Source organism: Pseudoalteromonas sp. P1-13-1a, from assembly GCF_001401875.1.
Taxonomy (GTDB): Bacteria; Pseudomonadota; Gammaproteobacteria; order Enterobacterales; family Alteromonadaceae; genus Pseudoalteromonas.
This window is the reverse complement of record NZ_LKDV01000022.1, coordinates 36,797-57,533: the sequence shown is the minus strand read 5'-3', so window position 1 is coordinate 57,533 and position 20,737 is coordinate 36,797. Positions and strand designations below refer to the sequence as shown.

17 protein-coding genes are annotated in these 20,737 nt (G+C 41.1%); 6 read left to right on the top strand and 11 right to left on the bottom strand.

Features of this window, described 5'->3' with window-relative positions:
• Positions 1 to 196 precede the first annotated feature (196 nt).
• From AN391_RS13905 to fahA, 4 genes are all read left to right on the top strand, one after another.
• Positions 197 to 1,690 carry a peptide MFS transporter gene (locus AN391_RS13905; protein ID WP_055015954.1) on the top strand — a complete coding sequence of 498 codons (1,494 nt, stop codon included), beginning with the start codon at positions 197 to 199 and terminating at the stop codon, positions 1,688 to 1,690.
• A gap of 145 nt (positions 1,691 to 1,835) precedes the next feature.
• A complete protein-coding gene (locus AN391_RS13900) occupies positions 1,836 to 4,583 on the top strand; it encodes a metallophosphoesterase (protein WP_055015953.1) in 2,748 nt (915 codons plus the stop codon).
• Between the two features lie 308 nt (positions 4,584 to 4,891).
• Positions 4,892 to 5,938 carry a 4-hydroxyphenylpyruvate dioxygenase gene (gene hppD, locus AN391_RS13895; protein WP_055015952.1) on the top strand — a complete coding sequence of 349 codons (1,047 nt, stop codon included), beginning with the start codon at positions 4,892 to 4,894 and terminating at the stop codon, positions 5,936 to 5,938.
• A 131-nt stretch (positions 5,939 to 6,069) separates the two neighbouring features.
• Positions 6,070 to 7,383 carry a fumarylacetoacetase gene (fahA, locus tag AN391_RS13890; protein WP_055015951.1) on the top strand — a complete coding sequence of 438 codons (1,314 nt, stop codon included), beginning with the start codon at positions 6,070 to 6,072 and terminating at the stop codon, positions 7,381 to 7,383.
• A 94-nt stretch (positions 7,384 to 7,477) separates the two neighbouring features.
• On the opposite strand, the gene putP is transcribed toward fahA, so the two are convergent.
• A complete protein-coding gene (putP, locus tag AN391_RS13885) occupies positions 7,478 to 8,956 on the bottom strand; it encodes a sodium/proline symporter PutP (protein WP_055015950.1) in 1,479 nt (492 codons plus the stop codon).
• 334 nt (positions 8,957 to 9,290) lie between these two features.
• On the opposite strand from putP, the gene AN391_RS13880 reads away from it, so the two are divergent.
• Positions 9,291 to 10,514 (top strand): EAL and HDOD domain-containing protein, encoded by a 1,224-nt coding sequence (locus AN391_RS13880; protein WP_055015949.1) that lies wholly within the window; start codon positions 9,291 to 9,293, stop codon positions 10,512 to 10,514.
• An 81-nt stretch (positions 10,515 to 10,595) separates the two neighbouring features.
• Here the strand turns inward: AN391_RS13880 and AN391_RS13875 are convergent, their stop codons facing one another.
• The 10 genes from AN391_RS13875 to ccmA are packed head-to-tail and all read right to left on the bottom strand — an operon-like array spanning position 10,596 to position 18,311.
• Complete coding sequence (locus tag AN391_RS13875) at positions 10,596 to 11,327, bottom strand: VacJ family lipoprotein (RefSeq protein WP_055015948.1); 732 nt, start codon at positions 11,325 to 11,327, stop codon at positions 10,596 to 10,598.
• 9 nt (positions 11,328 to 11,336) lie between these two features.
• The gene (gene ccmI / locus AN391_RS13870; protein ID WP_055015947.1) at positions 11,337 to 12,587 is read right to left on the bottom strand and encodes a c-type cytochrome biogenesis protein CcmI; all 1,251 of its coding nucleotides are present in this window, start codon (positions 12,585 to 12,587) and stop codon (positions 11,337 to 11,339) included.
• A complete protein-coding gene (locus AN391_RS13865; protein WP_055015946.1) occupies positions 12,587 to 13,048 on the bottom strand; it encodes a cytochrome c-type biogenesis protein in 462 nt (153 codons plus the stop codon). Before AN391_RS13865 ends, ccmI begins: the two co-directional genes overlap by 1 nt.
• Positions 13,048 to 13,617 carry a redoxin family protein gene (locus AN391_RS13860; protein WP_029773820.1) on the bottom strand — a complete coding sequence of 190 codons (570 nt, stop codon included), beginning with the start codon at positions 13,615 to 13,617 and terminating at the stop codon, positions 13,048 to 13,050. The genes AN391_RS13865 and AN391_RS13860 overlap by 1 nt, the downstream gene beginning before the upstream one ends.
• A complete protein-coding gene (locus tag AN391_RS13855) occupies positions 13,617 to 15,581 on the bottom strand; it encodes a heme lyase CcmF/NrfE family subunit (RefSeq protein WP_055015945.1) in 1,965 nt (654 codons plus the stop codon). The genes AN391_RS13860 and AN391_RS13855 overlap by 1 nt, the downstream gene beginning before the upstream one ends.
• Before the next feature lies 1 nt (position 15,582).
• Complete coding sequence (gene ccmE / locus AN391_RS13850) at positions 15,583 to 16,062, bottom strand: cytochrome c maturation protein CcmE (RefSeq protein ID WP_055015944.1); 480 nt, start codon at positions 16,060 to 16,062, stop codon at positions 15,583 to 15,585.
• The gene (gene ccmD, locus AN391_RS13845) at positions 16,059 to 16,262 is read right to left on the bottom strand and encodes a heme exporter protein CcmD (RefSeq protein WP_004588323.1); all 204 of its coding nucleotides are present in this window, start codon (positions 16,260 to 16,262) and stop codon (positions 16,059 to 16,061) included. Before ccmD ends, ccmE begins: the two co-directional genes overlap by 4 nt.
• A 3-nt stretch (positions 16,263 to 16,265) precedes the next feature.
• Positions 16,266 to 17,003: a heme ABC transporter permease gene (locus AN391_RS13840; RefSeq protein WP_055015943.1), complete on the bottom strand. Its 738-nt coding sequence runs from the start codon at positions 17,001 to 17,003 to the stop codon at positions 16,266 to 16,268.
• 1 nt (position 17,004) lies between these two features.
• A complete protein-coding gene (gene ccmB / locus AN391_RS13835) occupies positions 17,005 to 17,691 on the bottom strand; it encodes a heme exporter protein CcmB (RefSeq protein ID WP_004588321.1) in 687 nt (228 codons plus the stop codon).
• Positions 17,691 to 18,311: a cytochrome c biogenesis heme-transporting ATPase CcmA gene (gene ccmA, locus AN391_RS13830; RefSeq protein WP_146258074.1), complete on the bottom strand. Its 621-nt coding sequence runs from the start codon at positions 18,309 to 18,311 to the stop codon at positions 17,691 to 17,693. The genes ccmB and ccmA overlap by 1 nt, the downstream gene beginning before the upstream one ends.
• 113 nt (positions 18,312 to 18,424) lie before the next feature.
• Between ccmA and AN391_RS13825 the strand changes: the two genes are divergently transcribed.
• A complete protein-coding gene (locus AN391_RS13825; RefSeq protein ID WP_055015941.1) occupies positions 18,425 to 20,737 on the top strand; it encodes a flagellar hook-length control protein FliK in 2,313 nt (770 codons plus the stop codon).

Genomic DNA, 20,737 nt, shown 5'->3' with positions numbered 1-20,737 from the left:
ACGTGTTGATAACTAGGCAAAAAATTCGCTATTTAGTTGTTCTAAATGAGAATTTTTTAACGCAGATAACGACACGTTTAACCCCTGAAAATGATTAAGTATTAATGCAGATTGGTATTAGTGCCCCATGGCACAAAACAGCTAAAGCAAAAAATTATAAGGCCATTACAACAATTCTTAAAGTTAGGAAGTAAATATGAGTTCAGCTCCAGATAGCGGTTGGTTTGGCCACCCTAAAGGACTTTCAACATTGTTCTTCACTGAGATGTGGGAACGTATGAGTTACTACGGCATGCGAGCAATGCTCGTATTGTTTATGACAGCAAGCTTACAACAAGAAGGCTTAGGCTTTACTGTTGCATCAGCAGCTGCAATATACGGTTTATACACAGGTGCAGTATACTTTTTAGGCCTGCCAGGAGGTTGGCTTGCCGATAGATTATTCGGTGGCCAAAAAGCCGTGTGGTATGGCGGTATCATCATCATGTGTGGCCATATTATTTTGGCCGTGCCTCATGAGTATTCATTTTTTATTGGTTTAATATTTGTAGCTACTGGTACTGGTTTACTTAAACCAAATATCAGCGCAATGGTAGGTCAGCTATACAGCGATGCTGATGAGCGCCGTGATGGCGGTTACGCTATATACTACATGGGTATTAACTTGGGCTCGCTAATAGGTTACTACGTATGTGGTTACTTTATGGAAAATGTAGGCTGGCACTGGGCATTTGGTGCAGCTGCTGTGGGTATGGCTATTGGTTTAATCCAATATAAGCGCACACTTAGCAACCTTCCTGAGCATAGCGCATTACCGGCCAACCCATTAAGCGCTAAAGGCGCATCTCGTACATGGGGCGCTATAGCATTGTTTGTTGCTGTTGTTACTGGCGTTACAGTAGCCGCTATGACGGGTGTTATTACCATAAACCCGTCGGTTGTAGCTGGTTACACAGCCGTTATATTTACTGTTATATTTTTTGTATATTTTGGCCTTATTTACTTTAAAGGCAATTTAACTGGTGAAGAAAAACAAAGAATGTGGGCACTATTTTTAGTGTGTGTTGCCTCTGCGTGTTTTTGGTCTGGTTTTGAACAAGCGGGTTCATCACTTAACCTATTTGCTCGTGATTACACAGACCGCCTTATCGGTACGTTTGAAATTCCAACTACATGGTTTCAATCTTTAAACTCACTGTTTATTATTGTACTGTCACCATTTTTTGCAGCGCTTTGGATTAATTTATCTAAAAAAATGATATCACCTACTTACAGCGTTAAATGTGCACTTGGCTTGATTATTATGGCTTCTGGCTTTTTAGTCATGTTTATGGCTGCTCAGTACGCTGCTGAAGGCTTAAAAGTGGCGCCTTATTGGCTTGTTACTACTTACTTTTTACATACAGTGGGTGAGCTTTGTTTAAGCCCTGTAGCATTAAGTGCAGTAAGCAAATTATCACCTCGCCGTTATACAGGTCAGTTAATGGGTGTATTTGTATTAACCTACTCTATTGGTAATGTTATCTCGGGTATACTTGCGGGTAACTTTGATCCGAATAACGTTCAAGAAATCCCTAACTTATATTTACAAATTGCCTTATTTAGCATTGGTGTTGGTATTGTTTTAGTACTAATGAGCTTTAAAGCGAAAGTATGGGAAAAACAAGGTCTGGAAGAAAAAACCGCATAATATTGCACGTTTAATTACGCGTAATACTACTTATAATTTCCCCCATAGCCGCTATGGGGGAAATTTTCTCAAACTTCTATATCACCTCGCTGTAAACTGCTATTATCTGCTGATTAATTTTTAACTTGTCTCAGGGACGCAGTACATGCGCTTGTTAACTTTATATCGCACCCCATTTTTAATTTTTTGTATTTTTTTATTATCTGCCTGTGGTGGTTCAGACGATCAAGTGACAACTAACCCTAACGATCCAGTCGAGCCAGAGCCAAGCGAGTTAACCGTATCTACAACTACCGGTTTAGATGTCAGCCTTGATGAAGGAAGTTTTTTGCTGACTGTACCCGCCAATGCTGTTTCTCAAAGTACTGAGCTTACCTACGAAAAAACAGTATTAGATGATGCCAATGCACTGTTAAATATTATCTCAGATATACACCTACTGACCCCAAGTACGCTTTCCTTTAGCAACCCAATTACGATCGCCATAAAAATACCTGATGATTACCAATTAGGTGGCCAGCTATTTATTGCTAAACAATCTGGCGATGGCTGGGCGGTTATTGATAACTCTTTTGTTGAAGATGGCTTTGTCAGTGCACAAGTAACAGCTCTGGGTACCTTCGCTATAATGATGCAGCGTAAAGAGGCCTTTGCTGCTATTGGCCCAACGTGTGACAGCACGGCAACAGAGCAATCAGTAAGGTTTATTCACGTTGCCGACTTACATGCTCGATTCGGTTATGAAGAGCAATACTTTAGCCGCATAAAAGCCTACTACAACCAAGTACTTGCACAAACGCCGCATACCCTGTTTACCAACGGGGGTGATGACTACGAAAAAGGCACGGTTGCTGAGCAACTATCACAAGGTAGCGCTACAGAAGAGGCCATTAAAGCCATGCAGTTTGATTTACGTGTGGTAGGTAATCACGACTATGCATGGGGACCTGAAAAATTATTAAGCTATTCACAAGATGACAATGCCATTGTGCTTGCCAGCAATACGCGCTACGAAGGTGAACAATTACAAGATTTTGCCGCTGTAGGCTTCGCTAAAGTACAAGTGGGCTGTGTGACCTTGGGCGTATTCGGCATGACCTCTGTACCATGGAACGAACTAGATGAGCCGATAGATGATGAGCCTATTCCAGATTTTATCCAACAATTTAAAATGAGCTGGCAGTGGCAACAAATAGCGCAAAGTATAGTAAGCCAGTATCAAGACGACGTTGATTATATGGTAATGCTAAGCCATTTAGGTGAAGGCTTAGATATTGATATGGCAACCGATGTAAGCGGTATAGACTTAGTATTAGGCGGCCATACTCATGGCGGAGAAAGTTATAATACGCTCGAGAACGGCGCTGTGGTTATTCAGCCAGATTTTTATGCCAAAGGCATTACCGATGTTACCCTGACATTTAATCTGCAAGATAAAACATCGCCAACGATAGCTTACAGCACCATTGAAACTGACAGCGTTAGCGAACGTGATGAAGCAACAAAACGTGCCATCGACGAAATTATGGGGCGTTATGCGCCCGATGCAAACACAGAAATTGCTATTTCTGAAAATTACCCAAGTAGTATCGAGCTTGCAGAAATAACGGCATTAGCTGCAGCCCATGCTAGTGATATAACGGCCGCCCTGCTCAACCCTGAGTTAGTACAAACAAGGTGGACACCAGGGGCTGTAACACAAGAAGACTTTCATAAAGCCTACTATGTTGAGCGCCAGCCCTCTAACACACCCGGCTTTAATTCGTTATATAGCGTAACGGTTACTGGGAGCGATTTAAACACCATGTTTGCCAGTCAACCCGATTGGTTTTTACTCAAACCAGACGATATACAAGCGTCGAGCACCTATCAAGTTGCTTTATTTAAAGGCGCAGCGCTTAATCCTGAATTATTTTTTAATGGCGTCAACTTTTTAAACGTAGAAGCCATTGACGAAGCATGGTGGTTACTTGATCAATATGCGCGCTTTAGAACCAGCCAATGCCTATACCTAGATACCGATAATCGACTCTTTTCATGTGATGAACAAAACAACATCACAGTGTGGAATTTTGACGATGCTAACAACCCTTTAACACCAGATTATGGTCCTTCGGTATTAAGCTACTTTGACCCTGAGCAAACAAACTGGGGCCCTGAGGAAACTCAATATAGTACCACGCAAGCGCTTGGTATTTCTGATTTTGCTGATGGCAGCTCCGGGGTAATGGCGTTTTCACGCCACGCGCCTACTGAGGGGCTATTAATAACCCTCAATACACCTGCCAATGGTGATTATGCAAGCGAAGGCATGGTCTCTGACTACACCTTAGTAATGGACTTATACTGGCCTGAAGAAGGTAAAGATATTTATCGCGCTATTATGCAAGCAAACACACAAGATTACCTCACTGATGATGCCGATATGTTTATCGACCCAACGGGCGGTTACGGTAAATCAACCAGTGATAGTGGTTATTTTGGGCAAACAGAGCCTGAAAACTGGCACCGTGTAGCATTTGTATTTTATACCGCCCCCAGCAATGGGGTATTTGAAGTGTACATTGACGGCGAGCTTGCTGGTGTTAAAGAAGACGGTGAAATAAATAACACCTGGGCATTAACATCAGCTGTTTTACTCTTTACAGATAACAACTTTGAAACAGTACCTGGTTATTTAAACGCCCTTTTATATGCTGGGCGCGCCCTGAGTCGAGACGAAATTAAAAGCATGGGCAGCGCTCAATCAAAGCTTACGTTTACCCCTACAACACGGGTATTAAACCAAGCTATTGAGCGCCATTACCAAGCAGCACCCACGGTAAAACCTAACCTTTGGCTCGAGCAGCGCAACACGTTTTTTAACAATCGCACACAAAGTGTAAACAATTAAGTACAAAAAACAATACGTAACCACATTTTTAAAAGAGGTTTTATTTTTATAAAACCTCTTTTTTATTTATTTAAATCAGCACCTTAAACTTTAATAAACTAAAATTATCAAGCTAATTTATACTTGTTTACGCTAAAGCGTAAGGTATAAACCTACTGACCCATTAAACGTCTTATTAAATTTACAGTTTACTCAAATGCTAAATCTGCCCCCCCTCTTCCCCAAATCCAAAATCTAGTTGATTATCTAGCTCAACACGACAACAACACATAATCGCAGTAGCAATATTTATTGCAGGAGTAATAAAAATGAGTGAAGCAAATAATCCACTAGGTTTAGTTGGTATTGAGTTTACTGAATACGCAACACCTGATGCAGACTACATGGATAAAGTGTTTACTGATTTTGGTTTTTCAAAATTAAAAAAATTTAAAGGCAAAGATATTGTCTACTACAACCAAAACGACATTCACTTTTTACTAAATAACGAACGTGATGGCTTTTCTGCTGAATTTGCAAAAAGTCATGGACCAGCAATTTGCTCTATGGGTTGGCGCGTAAACGATGCACAGCATGCATTTGAAACAGCTGTGGCAAGGGGTGCAAAACCCGCAACCGATTCTACCCATAAAGACTTACCTTATCCCGCAATTTACGGTATTGGCGACAGCCTAATTTACTTTATTGAGCAATTTGGTGATAAAGGGTCTATTTATGAGTCTGACTTTGAAGATTTATCATCTCCAAATGTAGTTCAAGATAAAGGCTTTATTCGTATAGATCACTTAACTAATAACGTTTATAAAGGCACTATGGAAACATGGGCAAACTTTTACAAAGACGTGTTTGGTTTTACAGAAGTACGCTACTTCGATATTAAAGGGCAAAAAACAGCGTTGCTATCGTATGCACTTAAATCACCCTGTGGCACCTTCTCAATTCCTATTAATGAAGGTAAAGGCAATAACAACAACCAAATTGATGAGTACTTAGGCGAATATAATGGTCCTGGTGTACAACATCTCGCGTTTTTAACTGACGATTTAGTAAGCTCGCTTGATAAGCTTGATAAGTCGACCATTGCTACTTTAGACATTATTCCTGAGTACTACGACACTATTTTTGACCGTGTGCCTTGGGTTGCAGAAGACAAAGAAAAAATTCGCGAGCATCAAATATTAGTCGATAGCCAAAGTGAAAATTGCTACCTATTACAAATTTTCTCTAAAAACTTATTTGGACCTATTTTCATAGAAATGATCCAGCGTGTAGATGACGGTGGTTTTGGTGAAGGTAATTTCCAAGCATTGTTTGAGTCAATTGAGCGAGACCAAGAGCGTCGCGGCGTTTTATAACTTTTTTTGAGTAAATTAAAAGCAGCGATCTTCGCTGCTTTTTGTCGTTTTAATATTTAAAAAGTAGGGTGCAAGTTACAAGTATGCTTAAATAAATACATGCACCTCACATCAAACCTAAAGGATAAGTAATGAGCCAAATTAACGAAACCCACGACATTAATATAACCAGCTGGGTAGAGTCGGCCAATATTAAAGGCTGTGACTTCCCGATTCAAAATTTACCTTTTGCAGAATTTCGTACTAAAAACACAAATGAGGAATTCAGAGGCGGGGTTGCTATTGGCGATCAGGTTATTGATTTAGCAAAATTGAGCCGCTTAAACATTTTTACAGGTGATGCTAAAACAGCCCTTGATGCAGCAAGCGAATCAACACTAAATACATTTATGGGTTTAGGTAGTCAGTATTGGTCAGCACTTCGTTTAGCGCTTTCAAAGGCATTACGCGAAGGCGCACAGCAACAAAAAGACATGCAAAGTACCCTTATTGCGCAAGCTGATATAGAGTTTTCACTGCCATGTCGTATTGGTGATTACACTGACTTTTATACCTCAATTTACCATGCAACGGCCGTTGGCAGCTTATTCCGCCCTGATAACCCGCTTTTACCAAACTATAAATGGGTGCCGATTGGCTATCATGGTCGCTCATCATCTATTGATGTATCGGGGCAAATGTTTCACCGCCCTAAAGGGCAAACTAAAGCACCCGATGCAGATACCCCCGCATTTGGCCCATGTAAACGCCTAGATTATGAGTTAGAGCTTGGCATTTACTTAGGCAAAGGTAATGCACTGGGTGATGCTATCGCCATTGAAAACGCTGAAAACCATGTATTTGGTTTTTGTGTATTTAACGATTGGTCGGCACGAGATTTACAAGCATGGGAATACCAACCATTAGGTCCGTTTTTAGCTAAAAACTTTGCCTCAACCGTATCGCCTTGGATTGTTACCACTGAAGCACTGGCGCCTTTTAGAACGGCGTGGACACGTGATGAAAACGACCCGCAACCAATGCCGTACCTAGAATCTGCAGCTAACCGCGAGCAAGGTGCGTTTGATATTCAAATGGATGTTAAAATTCAGACTCAAAAAATGCGTGATGAAAACCACCAACCCACGCAGGTCTCTGCCTCAAGCTTTAAACATTCATACTGGACAGTGGCGCAAATGGTGGCTCATCACACAGTAAATGGCTGTAACTTTATGCCCGGTGACATGCTCGGCTCAGGTACGCAGTCAGGCCCTACACATGAAGAAGCGGGTTCTTTATTAGAGCTTTCTCGTGGTGGAAAAGAAAAAATAACCCTGAGTAATGGTGAGCAACGCAGCTTTTTAGAAGATGGCGATAACGTAATTATGCGCGGCTGGTGTGAAAGAGAAGGCTTTGCACGTATTGGCTTTGGCAGCGTAGAAAGTACTGTATTACCCGCTAAATAACTATTGATTATGGTGTCTCAATAAAACACGAGCAATAAAAAAGCCACCTAATTAATTTTGGTGGCTTTTTTTATACTTATAGTACGCTATTTAATTAAAGTTCCTTTTCAACTTCATCAAATAGCGAAGTAATGTTTTGCGCTGGTTCTTTCGTCGCTAAACTTACCACTACAATTGCAATACTTGCCAAAATAAAGCCAGGTACAATTTCGTACATGTAACTGCTTAAGCTTTGCCCATCAATCATAAATGGTGAGTAAATCCAAAACAGAACCGTACCAGCACCTACAATCATACCTGCTAGAGCGCCTTCAAAGTTCATGCGTTTCCAGTACAAGCTAAATAGAACCAGTGGGCCAAATGCCGCACCAAAACCTGCCCATGCATTACTTACTAAGCTTAATATTGAGCTGTCTCTATCATACGCTAAGTAAATCGCACACAGTGCAACCGCAGCAACACTAACGCGCCCTACAGTAACAAGCTCAGTGTCGCTTGCTTCTTTGCGTAAAAACGTTTTATAAAAATCTTCTGTTAATGAGCTTGAGCTAACAAGTAACTGAGAAGAAATAGTACTCATGATTGCAGCTAAAATAGCCGCCAATAAAAAACCAGCAATTAATGGGTGGAATAATAATTCAGAAAGAATTAAGAAAATGGTTTCAGGGTCGTCAACAACAATGTTGTTTTCGTATGTATACGCGGCACCAAATAAACCAGTACCCACAGCACCAATCGCTGCAACTATCATCCATGTCATACCGATACGGCGAGCCGTTGGCATGTCTTTTACGCTGCGCACAGACATAAAACGCACAATAATATGAGGTTGACCAAAGTAGCCTAAGCCCCATGCCATTGCCGAAATAATACCTAGTGCAGAGCCTGCGCCTATCCAATTAAGCATATCTGGATTAACACTATGAAGCGTCGACTCTAGCGGTTGCTCTAATAAAGAGTAAGCAACAGTTGGTACAAGTATCAAGGCGATAAACATAATACAGCCTTGCACAAAGTCCGTTAAGCTAACAGCTAAAAAGCCACCAAATAAGGTATATAAAACAACAACACCAGTGGTGATGTATAAACCCATTTCGTAACTTAAGCCAAATGAGCTTTCAAACAATTTACCGCCTGCTACAACGCCCGATGATGTATAAAGCGTAAAGAAAACAATAATTACTACCGCAGAAACTACACGTAAAAGGTTTGATTTATCATTAAAACGATTAGAGAAGTAGTCGGGAATGGTGATTGAATCGCTTGCTTTTTCAGTGTAAACACGCAAACGAGGCGCAACTAAAAAGTAGTTTAACCACGCACCAATAACCAAACCAATTGCTATCCATGTGCTACTAAAGCCAGTAACGAACATTGCGCCGGGTAACCCCATTAGAATCCAACCGCTCATATCCGATGCGCCAGCAGATAATGCTGCAACACTTGGAGATAAGCTACGCCCACCCAGCATATAACCCGATACATCACTTGTAGACTGTTTGTATGCATAAAGTCCAATGCCAAGCATGACTACAAAATACAATGCCAGTGAAATAATCATTCCTGTTTCCAAATTCGCCTCCACAAAGTTGTATAAAACAGGCTTTTAATCCTAATAATGACTCTTAAAATATTATAATAAAGACACTATTGGGGTAAAAACCATCCGTCTTGACTATATCATGCTTAAAGGTGATAACTCCAACTTGTTACACTGAAGTGAACAAAAAACAGCCTTATTGACTATTTAACCCTCAAACACCCAATATATGGTAAATTTATTTACATATATAGCTAATTTTTAATAACAATTCATTAAATCAATAATAATTACCTAATGCTATTTTGAACGTTTTACCATATATTATAGCCATTGCTATTTATTATTAATTTGTACGGAACTATTTATGTATTTTTATGCTGCACGTCAACCTATTTTAGACCGCGAAAAGGGGCTTGTTGGATACGAGTTATTATTTCGTGATGGCGTGGATAATGTATTTCCAGACATAGACGGTGACGAAGCAACCACGAAGCTAATCGAAGGGAGTCAATTTAATTTTGGTTTAGAGGATTTGACTGATAACAAACCCGCATATATTAACTTTACTCTGGAAACTTTATTAAAAGGTTACCCTACGATGTTAGGGAAAGAGACGGTTGTTGTAGAAATCCTTGAAACAGTGCAACCAGGTAAGCGTTTACTCGCTATAGTCAAAGACCTAAACGAAAAAGGCTATACACTGGCACTAGATGACTATGTTCACCAACCTGTATGGCGCCATTTTTACCCGTTTATCAATATTATAAAAATAGACTTTTTAACCACTGACGAAAGTGCAATAAAAACCATAATTAACGATATTAAAGCCTATCCACACATCAAGCTTTTAGCTGAAAAAGTAGAAACCTATGAGGCTTATAACTTAGCCCTTGAGCTTGGATTTGAGTATTTTCAGGGGTTCTTTTTTTCAAAGCCTGAAATGGTACAAAGTAAAGCACTGCCACCATCAGAAATGGCATTAGCAGAGCTACTTTACGAAACCTCATCTGTTGAAATGGATCTTAAAAAGATCACCGATGTGTTTGAACGTGATGTAAATCTATCATACAAGTTATTGCGTTATTCAAACTCAGCTGCGTTTGCACGCAGAGCAGAAATAAACACAATTAAACAAGCACTCATCGTACTTGGCGCTAACGAAATTAAAAAGCTGTTATCTTTGCTATTTGCAGCGCAAGTATCGGCGGATAAACCCGTAGAGCTAATCAGGCTTTCGCTAACGCGTGCACGCTTTGGCGAACTACTTGCTATTTCACATGGCCAGTTTAAAGACACCGGTATGGCCTTTTTAACCGGCATGATGTCGCTTATGGATGCCATTTTAGATGAAACCATGGAAAGCGTTATGCAAAAGCTTCCGCTTTCTGCAGAGATTAAAGCTGCGCTCTTAAACGACGAAGGCCTGCTTGCTCAGTATCTAAACTTGGTTAAGTTTTATGAGCACGCAGACTGGGAAGCCGCTAATGAAATTGCTAAACAGTTAAATTTAGGCGAAGAAGTGGCCAATGCATACCATGACGCCCTAACCTGGGTAAATGAGCAAATGCAGCTGATGGTTAAAGAATAATAAACACGTGCTCGTTTATTTAAGCTCAAATTACACATAAAAAAAATGCCAACAATTGCTGGCATTTTTTATGGCTATTATTTATAAGCTTTCTAAGAAGTCTTCATCAAAGTCTTCAGGCTCTTCTTTAATTGGCGGGTTGCCATCGTATAGCTCATAAAGCTGACGCTGAAAGTATATGTCTTTAACAAACAAGTACGGGTCAAGTGAGTCATTAAGTAGGCCTTCTTGCGGGATAAGTGCCGCACGAGCTTCAACCGCTTTTAGCGCAAACACCAAAATAGTTTGCGGCGTAGTCAGCGCTATTTCTGGTAACACAAAGTTATCGACTACATCGCCTGTTAAGTTGCGTGCCGTTGTCGGTCCCATTGCTGGCAACATAATATATGCGCCGTCGCCAACACCCCACACGCCCAATGTTTGGCCAAAATCTTCATCTACAAGCTCAAGTCCTAATGAGCTTGCAACATCAAAAATACCAAATACGCCTACCGTAGAGTTAACTAAAAAACGCGCTAAACTCACGCCTGCGTTACCCACCTTACCTTGCAGCCCCGCGTTTATCATATCAACAGGCGCACTAATATTATCGGTAAAGTTAACAATACCATTGCGTACAGGTACAGGGGTTACTTCTACATACCCTACAGCGACAGGGCGTAAAATATAAGCATCTAAAATGTCCATATTAAAGTCGTACAATGGACGGTTAATGCTTTGCAGCGGGTCTCGCTCATCAACTTTGTTTTCTGGCACTTGTGCACATCCGGCTAGCACCAATAAACATAAAAAAGTAAAACTATGCTTTAACATCTACTGTCCTTAAGGTATTAATGTATTAATTTGAAGTTGGTAGTCACTTACGTTTTCACGTTGCAGTGCCTCAGAGTGACCCTCTAACTCACCACTACTTGGCATAACTGACTCATCTATTGAGATCCGCGCTGTAATCACAATATCTTTTGCACTTGATAAGTTTAACCCATCAACCATTGCATTAGCATCAGTGAGTTGCACTGTGAGCGGAAAATTGTATTCATTAAGTTTAACAACCGCTAGCGGCATAGGAGAGCCTTGAGCAGCCTTTGCAAAAATAAATAAAGTCCCCTGCTGTGGCTGCTTATCTAAAAGCTCATCTGCTAAGCTTACAGTAACATTAATAACACTGTTAGCAGAGACAGGCATTACAGAACCCTCATTTTGCATTTGTTGTTCAATATCAGAAATACGCTGCGCTATCATTGAGTAACGCGTATCGCTTTCATCCATGCTAGCAAGTAGTACTTCAAACGCCGCTTTAGCTTGCGGCCAGTCCTTGCGCTCATAAGCAATGAGCGCTAATAGGGAAATAGCATCAAGATTTGTCGGCTCAACCTTTAGCACTTTAGATAGCATACCCGCTGCACGCGTCATATTCTCTTCACTACCTTCAAGCAGTAAAACTTGGCTGTAGCTAATGAGTACTTGCATGTTGTCAGGGTTCATTCGCAGGGCTTTATCAAACGATTGCTGTGCCATATCAAATTCATTTAACGACATAGCTACACGTCCAAGCAACATCCACGCAACTTCGTCATCCCCTGATTCGCTAAGTTTAGTACGCAAAGCTAAAGCAAAGGCTTGTAACTCGTTTTGAGTAAGTGGCTCACCTTTTTGCATTACAGCACGCTCGCCATAATCAGCAAGGTTATCCATTGCATCATACCACGCGGCTATTTGTTGTTGGCTCCCTGTAAAGGTGTAAAAAACACCGGTGAGGGCTAATAAAAATGCTGCGCCAGTTAAAGCAAAAATACGATTATTACCTTTGCTATTAAGCGACTTTTCTGGTGATAGTTCGTTCAATAAACGACGCTTTAATTCAATAACAGATTCGTTATGACTTTGTGCATCAATACGTTGATTATCTAAGTCATTTTGCAGCTCAACTAAACGCTGCTCGTAAATGCTGATCAACTCTGCATTAGCATTGTGAGTAATGGTTTGAACGCGCTCTTTTTTTAAAAAAGGCACCATAATAAACGCCAATGCAATGAGTATGAGTAAGGCAAAACACGCCCACATTAAAATCATTAAATTTGCTCCTGGCGTTTATTTTCTGCAATTAACTTAGCAAGTCTTGCTTCATCGTCGCTGTTCCAGGTTTGCTTAACTGACGCCTTACGTTGGCGAATTACAATAAAACCAAACCCCAAAATTACAATAAGTACAGGTAAAACCCACAGTACTAATGTAGCTGGTGTCACAGGCGGGTCGTAATGAACAAAATAACCGTATCTGTCTATCATGTAATCGATAACTTCGTCTTTTGTTTTACCTTCTTTTACCAGCGCAAGTACCTTGTCGCGTAAATCTTTTGCAACAATGGCATCAGAGTCTGCAATATTTTGGTTTTGACATTTAGGGCACCTAAGCTCTTTAGTTAACTCTTCAAAGCGCACGGCTTGTTGGTTATTGTCAAACTGATAGCGATCTTGCTCGGCATACACTGCCATACTTATAAAAAAGCTCAGGGTTAATAAAAACACTCGCATTAATTTAGCTCCTGCATAACCGGGGCAAATTTAGCACGCCATACGCGCGGGTTTAAATCTCCCGTATGGTGTAATAAAATTTTACCCGTTTTATCCACTAAAAATGTTTCAGGGGCACCCGATACACCTAAATCTAATGACAAGGTGCGGTGCAAGTCTAAAATATTAAATTGGTATGGGTCGCCAGCACGGCTAAGCATATCGCTCACATCAGTACGCAGCGCTTGCATATCAAATGGGCCATCAAAATCGGCATCGTAACCTTGCACATAGTACAAGCCAATTATTTTTACGCCTTGCTCGCGTAGCTTAGTTAAATAGCCAAGCTCTACCAAACAAGTAGGACACCAAGTCCCCCAAACATTAAGCAAATAAACTTCGCCTTTTAGGCTTTCATCGGTCCAGCGCTTATCATCTTGCATTAAATCCGGAAGGTTAAACGCAGGCATTGTTTGCCCAAGTCGACCGGTTTGAATTTCACGCGGGTTGGCAAACAAACCTTGATATAAGAATACACATAAAAATATGAATATTAATAACGGCGCTAAAGCTAAAATTTTACGGTTCATTACGCATTCTCCAACGCTTTTTTACGTGTACTTGCTGAGGTACGGTAGTGTTTATCAAATAAAATCATAAACCCTGCAAGCGATATAAGTACACCGCCTATCCACATCCAACGCACAAACGGTTTGTGATAAATGCGCAGTGACCATGCCCCTTTGCTTAATTGCTCACCCAGCGCTAAATATAGGTCACGAGTAAAACCAGCATCAATTGCCGCTTCGGTCATAAATTGCATACCAATATCGTATTTACGCTTTTCTGCATGCAGCTCAGTCACTAGCTCATTGTCATTAAATACCGACACGACACCAGCATGACCACTGTAGTTAGGGCCGCGTATTGATTTAACACCATCAAATCGGTATTCGTATTGGTTTAGCGTAACAATATCGCCTTGCTTCATAGACACATCACGCTCTACCGAGTACGCCGAAGTAAGCGTAACGCCCGCAATAACAAATGCTAAACCAACATGACCTAGCACCATCGCCCAGTAGCTGACACCTAAACGCTTAACGCCTTCTTTTAGTGTTCCGTGAACCGACGCCTTAGCATATAAATCTATGGCAGTAGAGACAGCAACCCACACACCTAAGGTGGTGGCTAGTAATGTAAGCGGTTTTACTACATCGTAGCTTGAGAACAACCACGCACAGGTAATAACAACACTTACTAGCACGCCTACGAATAATTTATTTTGTAGTACAGCCCACTTATTTTGTTTCCAGCGAAGAAAAGGCCCTATTCCCATTAATATGGCAAAAGGTACTAATAAAATGGCGAACATTTTATTAAAGAACGGTTCGCCGATAGAAATACTGCCTAGGCCCATTTCTTTGTGTACCATAGGTAATAAAGTACCTAAAAGAACTATTAATGTAGCCACGACTAAGAATATATTGTTTAACCACAACGCTACTTCGCGAGATACAAACTTGTAACGACCTTCACTCTTAACTTGTGATACGCGCAGCGCATACAACGATAAACCGCCACCAACCACAATGCCTAAAAAGGCTAAAATAAATAAACCTCTATCGGGGTCTGTGGCAAATGCATGCACCGATACAATGATGCCCGAGCGAACAATAAAGGTACCTAATAAGCTCAGCGAGAATGCAGCGATGGCAAGCAGCACAGTCCACGATTTAAATACACCGCGTTTTTCTGTCACGCTCAGAGAGTGCAATAAAGCCGTCGCAACAAGCCAAGGCATGAGCGATGCGTTTTCTACCGGATCCCAAAACCACCAGCCACCCCAGCCAAGCTCAGAGTAAGCCCACCAGCTACCTATCGTTATTCCTAAACTTAAAAAGCCCCAAGCGGTCATCGTCCATGGGCGTGACCATTTAGCCCAAGTATTATCAAGTTTACCGGTTAAAAGTGCTGCAATAGCAAAGGAAAACGCAACCGATAATCCTACATATCCCATATAAAGTAACGGTGGATGAATGATCATACCAGGGTCTTGTAATAGTGGATTTAAATCACGTCCTTCAACAGGGAAATACGGCAGTAAACGCTCAAACGGGCTCGAAAGCAGTAGTGTGTACATCATAAAACCCACACCTAAAAAGCCAAGCACGCCTAAAACACGTGCACGTAATACCCAAGGCAGTGCTTTAGAGCGCATAGCAACCACGGCGGTCCACCCTGCTTGCATTACAAGCCACAGTAAAATAGCGCCTTCGTGCCCACCCCATGTAGAGGTGATTTTATAATACCAAGGCAAGGTACTACTTGAATGATACGCTACATAAGATACCGTAAAGTCATCTGTTAAGCTGGCATAGATAAGCGCAGCAAACGAGAGAAGGACAAATACAAATTGCCCTACGGCTAAAGACGGGGCCGCACGCATTAAACGAAGATTACCGGTATGTGCGCCCCACAGCGGGAAAATACACAGTAAAACGCTTAACACCATGGCAAGCGTTAAAGAAAAATAACCAAGCTCTGGGATCATATTAGCTACCGCTATCTAGGTTGTATTTTGGTTTTTCGTGTTTAATTCCCTTTACGGCTTCTGCTACTTCTGCTGGCATGTATTCTTCATCATGCTTAGCTAGTACTTCAAAAGCTTCAATCACGTTTGGCTCTACAAGCACACCTTGCGCTACAATACCTTGGCCTTCGCGAAATAAGTCAGGCAAAATGCCTTGGTATTTAATTGTAACCAATGGCCCTGTATCTATTAGTTTAAAGCTGACTTGCAAACTTTGTTCATTACGAATAACAGAACCTGGCACAACCATACCGCCTATACGCAACTTTTGCCCTATTTGCGGTTTTTCTTTATCTGGGCCTTTGCCTTCTATTAGCTCGCTCGGTGTGTAAAACAAGTTGATGTTTTCTTGCAGTGCATAAAGTACTAAGCCTATAGAAGCACCAATGCCAAACAACACAGCAATGATTACCAATAGGCGTTTTTTACGTCTTGGATTCATGATATTTGTTCCTGCTTCGCTTTTTTAATTCGCGCTTCGCGCGCAACTTGCTGCTCTACTGAGGCCATAATACGTTTTGTATCACGTAAAGAGCTAAATAAAATGCCCAACAAAATTAAGGCGCACGTACCAAAAGAAAGCCACACGTAAAACCCGTAGCCCCCCATTGCAATAAAATCAGAAAAAGAGTCAAACTGCATAATTTACCCCTTACTTAACAAGGCTCGAACCCACGGTCGATGCTTTTCACGTTGTAATATTTCATTTTTTAAACGAATTAACGTTACAGTGCCAACAAAAGCACCAAACGCTAAAATATTCACCATTAGTGGCCAAAACATACTAGGGTCAATAGCTTTAGTATCAAATTTTGTGATTGTTGCGCCTTGGTGTAGGGTATTCCACCACTCAACAGAATAATGAATAATAGGTAGGTTAATAACCCCAACAATGGCCAAAATAGACGCCGCTCGCCCTGCTGCTTTTTTATCTTCAAATGCATGATAAAGCGAAAGTACACCTAAATATAAAAATAATAAAATAAGCTCAGAGGTTAAACGTGCATCCCACACCCACCAAGCGCCCCACATAGGTTTACCCCATGCTGCGCCAGTAATTAACGCAATAGCGGTTACACATGCTCCCACCGGGGCAATAGCAATGACTGCAAGTTCGGCGTTACGTAATTGCCACACTAAAGCAACCACGGCTGCAATAGCCATAGAAGAATATGCACCCATAGACAAAATAGCCGACGGTACATGAATGAAAATAATACGGTAACTGTCTTTTTGTTGGTAATCAGCTGGCGCAAAACCTAAGCCCCAAATCCAACCAACAAGCATACTTATAACCGTAGCAACGGCAAAATAAGGCAGTAACGTATTACATAATTGATATGCGCGCTCTGCTTTTGCGTAGGGATGTAACCACTTCCACATATTAACTTACACTCACTTTTAATGCTGACGATATGGCGATGGGTGCACACATAATAGCAACTACTAACATGGCCCCAAGAATGGCAAGCTGCCCGCTATAATCCAGCGACATAGTACTGGTATCAATGGCTGACGTTGCAAAAATTAAAACAGGAATATACAAAGGCAACACTAACAGGCTCATTAAAATACCACCTTTTTGTAATCCCACAGTAAGGCCAGCCCCAATAGCACCAATAAAGCTTAATAATGGCGTGCCTAATAATAATGTTAATACGGTGGCTAACAGCGCTGAGCTCTCTAAATTAAGCAATAAAGCAAATAACGGTGTCATTAATACTAATGGTAAACCGGTAACAACCCAATGCGCCGCGACTTTGGCCAACACGGTGAGTGATAGCGGATACGATGAAGCTATTAACTGCTCCAACGAGCCATCGTTATAGTCGTCTCTAAATAATTTATCGAGTCCAAGCATGGTAGAGAGCAAAGCGGCTACCCAAATAATACCTGGAGCCATTCTGTTTAATAGACCGGGCTCTGGTCCAATTGCTAACGGAAATAACGAAATAACAATGAGAAAAAACAAGATAGGATTGATAATTTCAGCACGCTGGCGAAACGCAAGCTTTACATCTTTACTAAATACCGCACTAAACAGCAGCCAATATGAATGTTGACGAGTCATCAGTAACGATACTCCAAGGTCACCGTTTGTAGGTTTTCAAACTGTGTTGTTAAATCTTGATGGGTTGTGAGTAAAATAGCGCCACCACTTTTTAAATGCTCAGAAAAACGTTGTTGTAAAAATGCAACGCCATTTTTATCAAGTGCAGTAAAGGGTTCATCAAGCACCCATAGTTTTGCATCGCTTAACCACAAACGCACTAAAGCGACACGACGCTGCTGCCCTGCAGAGAGCATTCTTACTGGCACATCTTCAAGGCCCACTAAGCCAAGCTTAGCTAACATTGGATATAGGTCGGGCTCATTTGTATAGCCATTAATGTGTAACCAATGGCGTACGTTTTCCAGTGCGCTGAGCTGTGCATTAACACCGGTTTTGTGGCCTATAAATAGTAAGTCTCTGGCGTACTCTTCATAATGTTTGGTAATAGCTTGCTGTTTATAAAAAATAGCGCCTTCATCAGGCACACTAAAGCCTGCGACAATACGCAATAATGATGTTTTGCCAGCCCCGTTAGGACCCGCTAATTGCATGATTTGACCGCTATTTAGGCTAAAATTAAGATCCGCAAACAAACAACGTTCTTGCTTGATGCAGGTGACGGACTTAATGTGTAACAAGATGACGTTTCTCTATGCCAAAAATTAGGCGTTAGTCTACCATAATGATAGTGTAATACGAATATTGCTTTAAAATCGATTCACGAAAATTAGCGAAAACTTGATTTAAAATAATGAATAATCCAACGCAAATCACATTATCTAATTCATTGGTTAATAACCAAAGCGCCCCGAGCACTTCAGACGAATTAGTACAATTACCCGAGCAGGTACTTGCGGCTAAAAATATTCAGTTTTCAAAAGGCTCAATTACACTCGATGTATTAATTGATAAACACTGGCAAACACTACGTTTAGGCATTACCCATGCCCCTCAAAACACAGACAAAATAGCAAGTGCTAACATACAGCTCAGCGCTGATGGAAAGCAGCTAAATATAACTCCCAACAATACCAATATTACACTTGGCAACGCATCTCAACTGCAGCGTTTTTTAAATTATGTAAGTACCGGTAGTGAAATACAAAGCAAACCCTTGCCTGTTAATATTCAGCTTTCGCCGTCACCACAGCTTATAATACCTAGTCTTAATGCCAGTATTGCAATTAACAAAGAAACCGCACAACTATTAAATACCGAGCAGCCATTACAGGTACTTATTAATACCACTAATAAAGGCGCACAAATAAATGTTATTAACCGCTTTGCTGATTCCGTTCATACTCAAACTCTCAGCCAACATAAAATTACGCAGCTATTAACTAACTTACTGCCCAGCGCGAAACTACAAGCAACGCCTAAATTAGCTATTATTTCTCACCCTCAGCATAGCGGCTCGTTCACCACTCCAATCACTAATAAACAACTTAGTGAATTGCCCAGCAAGCCCGTGGCAGTAAATATTACTCATCAAGCAGATAAGCTGTTCATTAAAACTAATTTACCCAATATGCAGGTCGCACTTAATAACTCATTTAGTAAACCCTTTACCGACTTGGTTTTATCACAGCAGCAAAATGCAGCCAGCCCCCCCGCTGATAAAACAAGCCCGCAGTTAAGTGCACAGAGCCCTATAAAATCATGGTTACAAAGCAGCTTTAGTGATTTAAAAACGCGAATTAACGATGCCGTTAAATACTTTGAAAGCAAACCCTTTGCGAGTAAAACGTCACCTTTGCAAGCTCAACAAGCTAATCTTGATGTAAACAAAACGCCTACACAAATAAACACGTTAGCAAACCCTAATTTAAGTAAGCTAAATATAACCGCTGAAGTTGCTAATCATTCTTTTACTCCTAACAGCCCTTTAGCTAAACACTTTGCTCAGCTTCCTCCTTTAGTGCAAATAACCCAGCAACTAAAGGCGAGTGTGTCGTTATGGCAATCAGCAAACAACATGGCTCAGCCACAAGCAGTGAGCGCTCAACCAACAAATATAAGTACGCAAGGCATTCCTTCTGGGCCCTTGAGTTTAAAAACATTAAATACCACAACTTCACAGGTAAATACTTCGAATCAACCCGGTTTACCTCACTCGCTTTTTAAAACCGCACCAAGTCAGCAATTACAACCGATTGAAGCCAAGCTTTTAACTTCGCTTTTAAATTTACCAACAGAGACTGAGCGCCCAAATAGCGCTTCTAACCCTACAGCATTGTTGAGTAGCCGAATTACTGACATAGCAAGTAAAGCGACTCAAAATACACCTGATCTAACACGTCTGGTAAATCAAGCTTTTAATAGAATGGTCTCTAGTAATAATGTTCACCCAGCAACCATACAGCGAGAGCTTTTAAGTACCTTACAACCGCTTACCACGCCAAATGACACACTACAAAGTAGCTTTACAAAAGGGCTTGAGCAACTTGCGGTTACTATTTTAGCGGCGCCAATAATAAGCCAATCAAGTACTTCGCTAACGTTTAATAACCACACAGGCGTGGATGCCCTACTTAATGTGCTTTTACCTACTTTTAAAGTAGGTAATGGCGCGGATAAACTATTAGAGCAACTTCAACAAACACAAATACAAGAGCTTGCCCCAGAGCTGCTACAAGTTAAAAATACCCTTAGCCAAGTACAAGTAACTACGCCAAACCAACAAAACGACACAAATCCGCTAGCACAGTTTTTATTTCCGATGAAACTTCCGCCTGAAGCGGGACAAACAGAGATAACCTTAGGGCAATATAAAAAAGCGAGTGTAAATAAAACTGAAAAAAACGTGTGGTTTGTTAGATTAAATTTTGATTATGCACAGCAAGGGCAATTACAAATAGTGGCTGAGCTTATGGACAAAGCGCTCGATTGCCAGCTGCTTGCCTCTAGCCAAGAAGTAAGTGCAATTGCACACCCTCACTTAGATAGCCTCAGGGCTAAATTAGCTCAGCATGGCTTGCAAGTAGGCGAGCTAAACTTAAAACGCGGAGATGCTAGTCATCAAGCGTTTTATCAATCGCATGCCATTATAAATATTAAGGTTTAA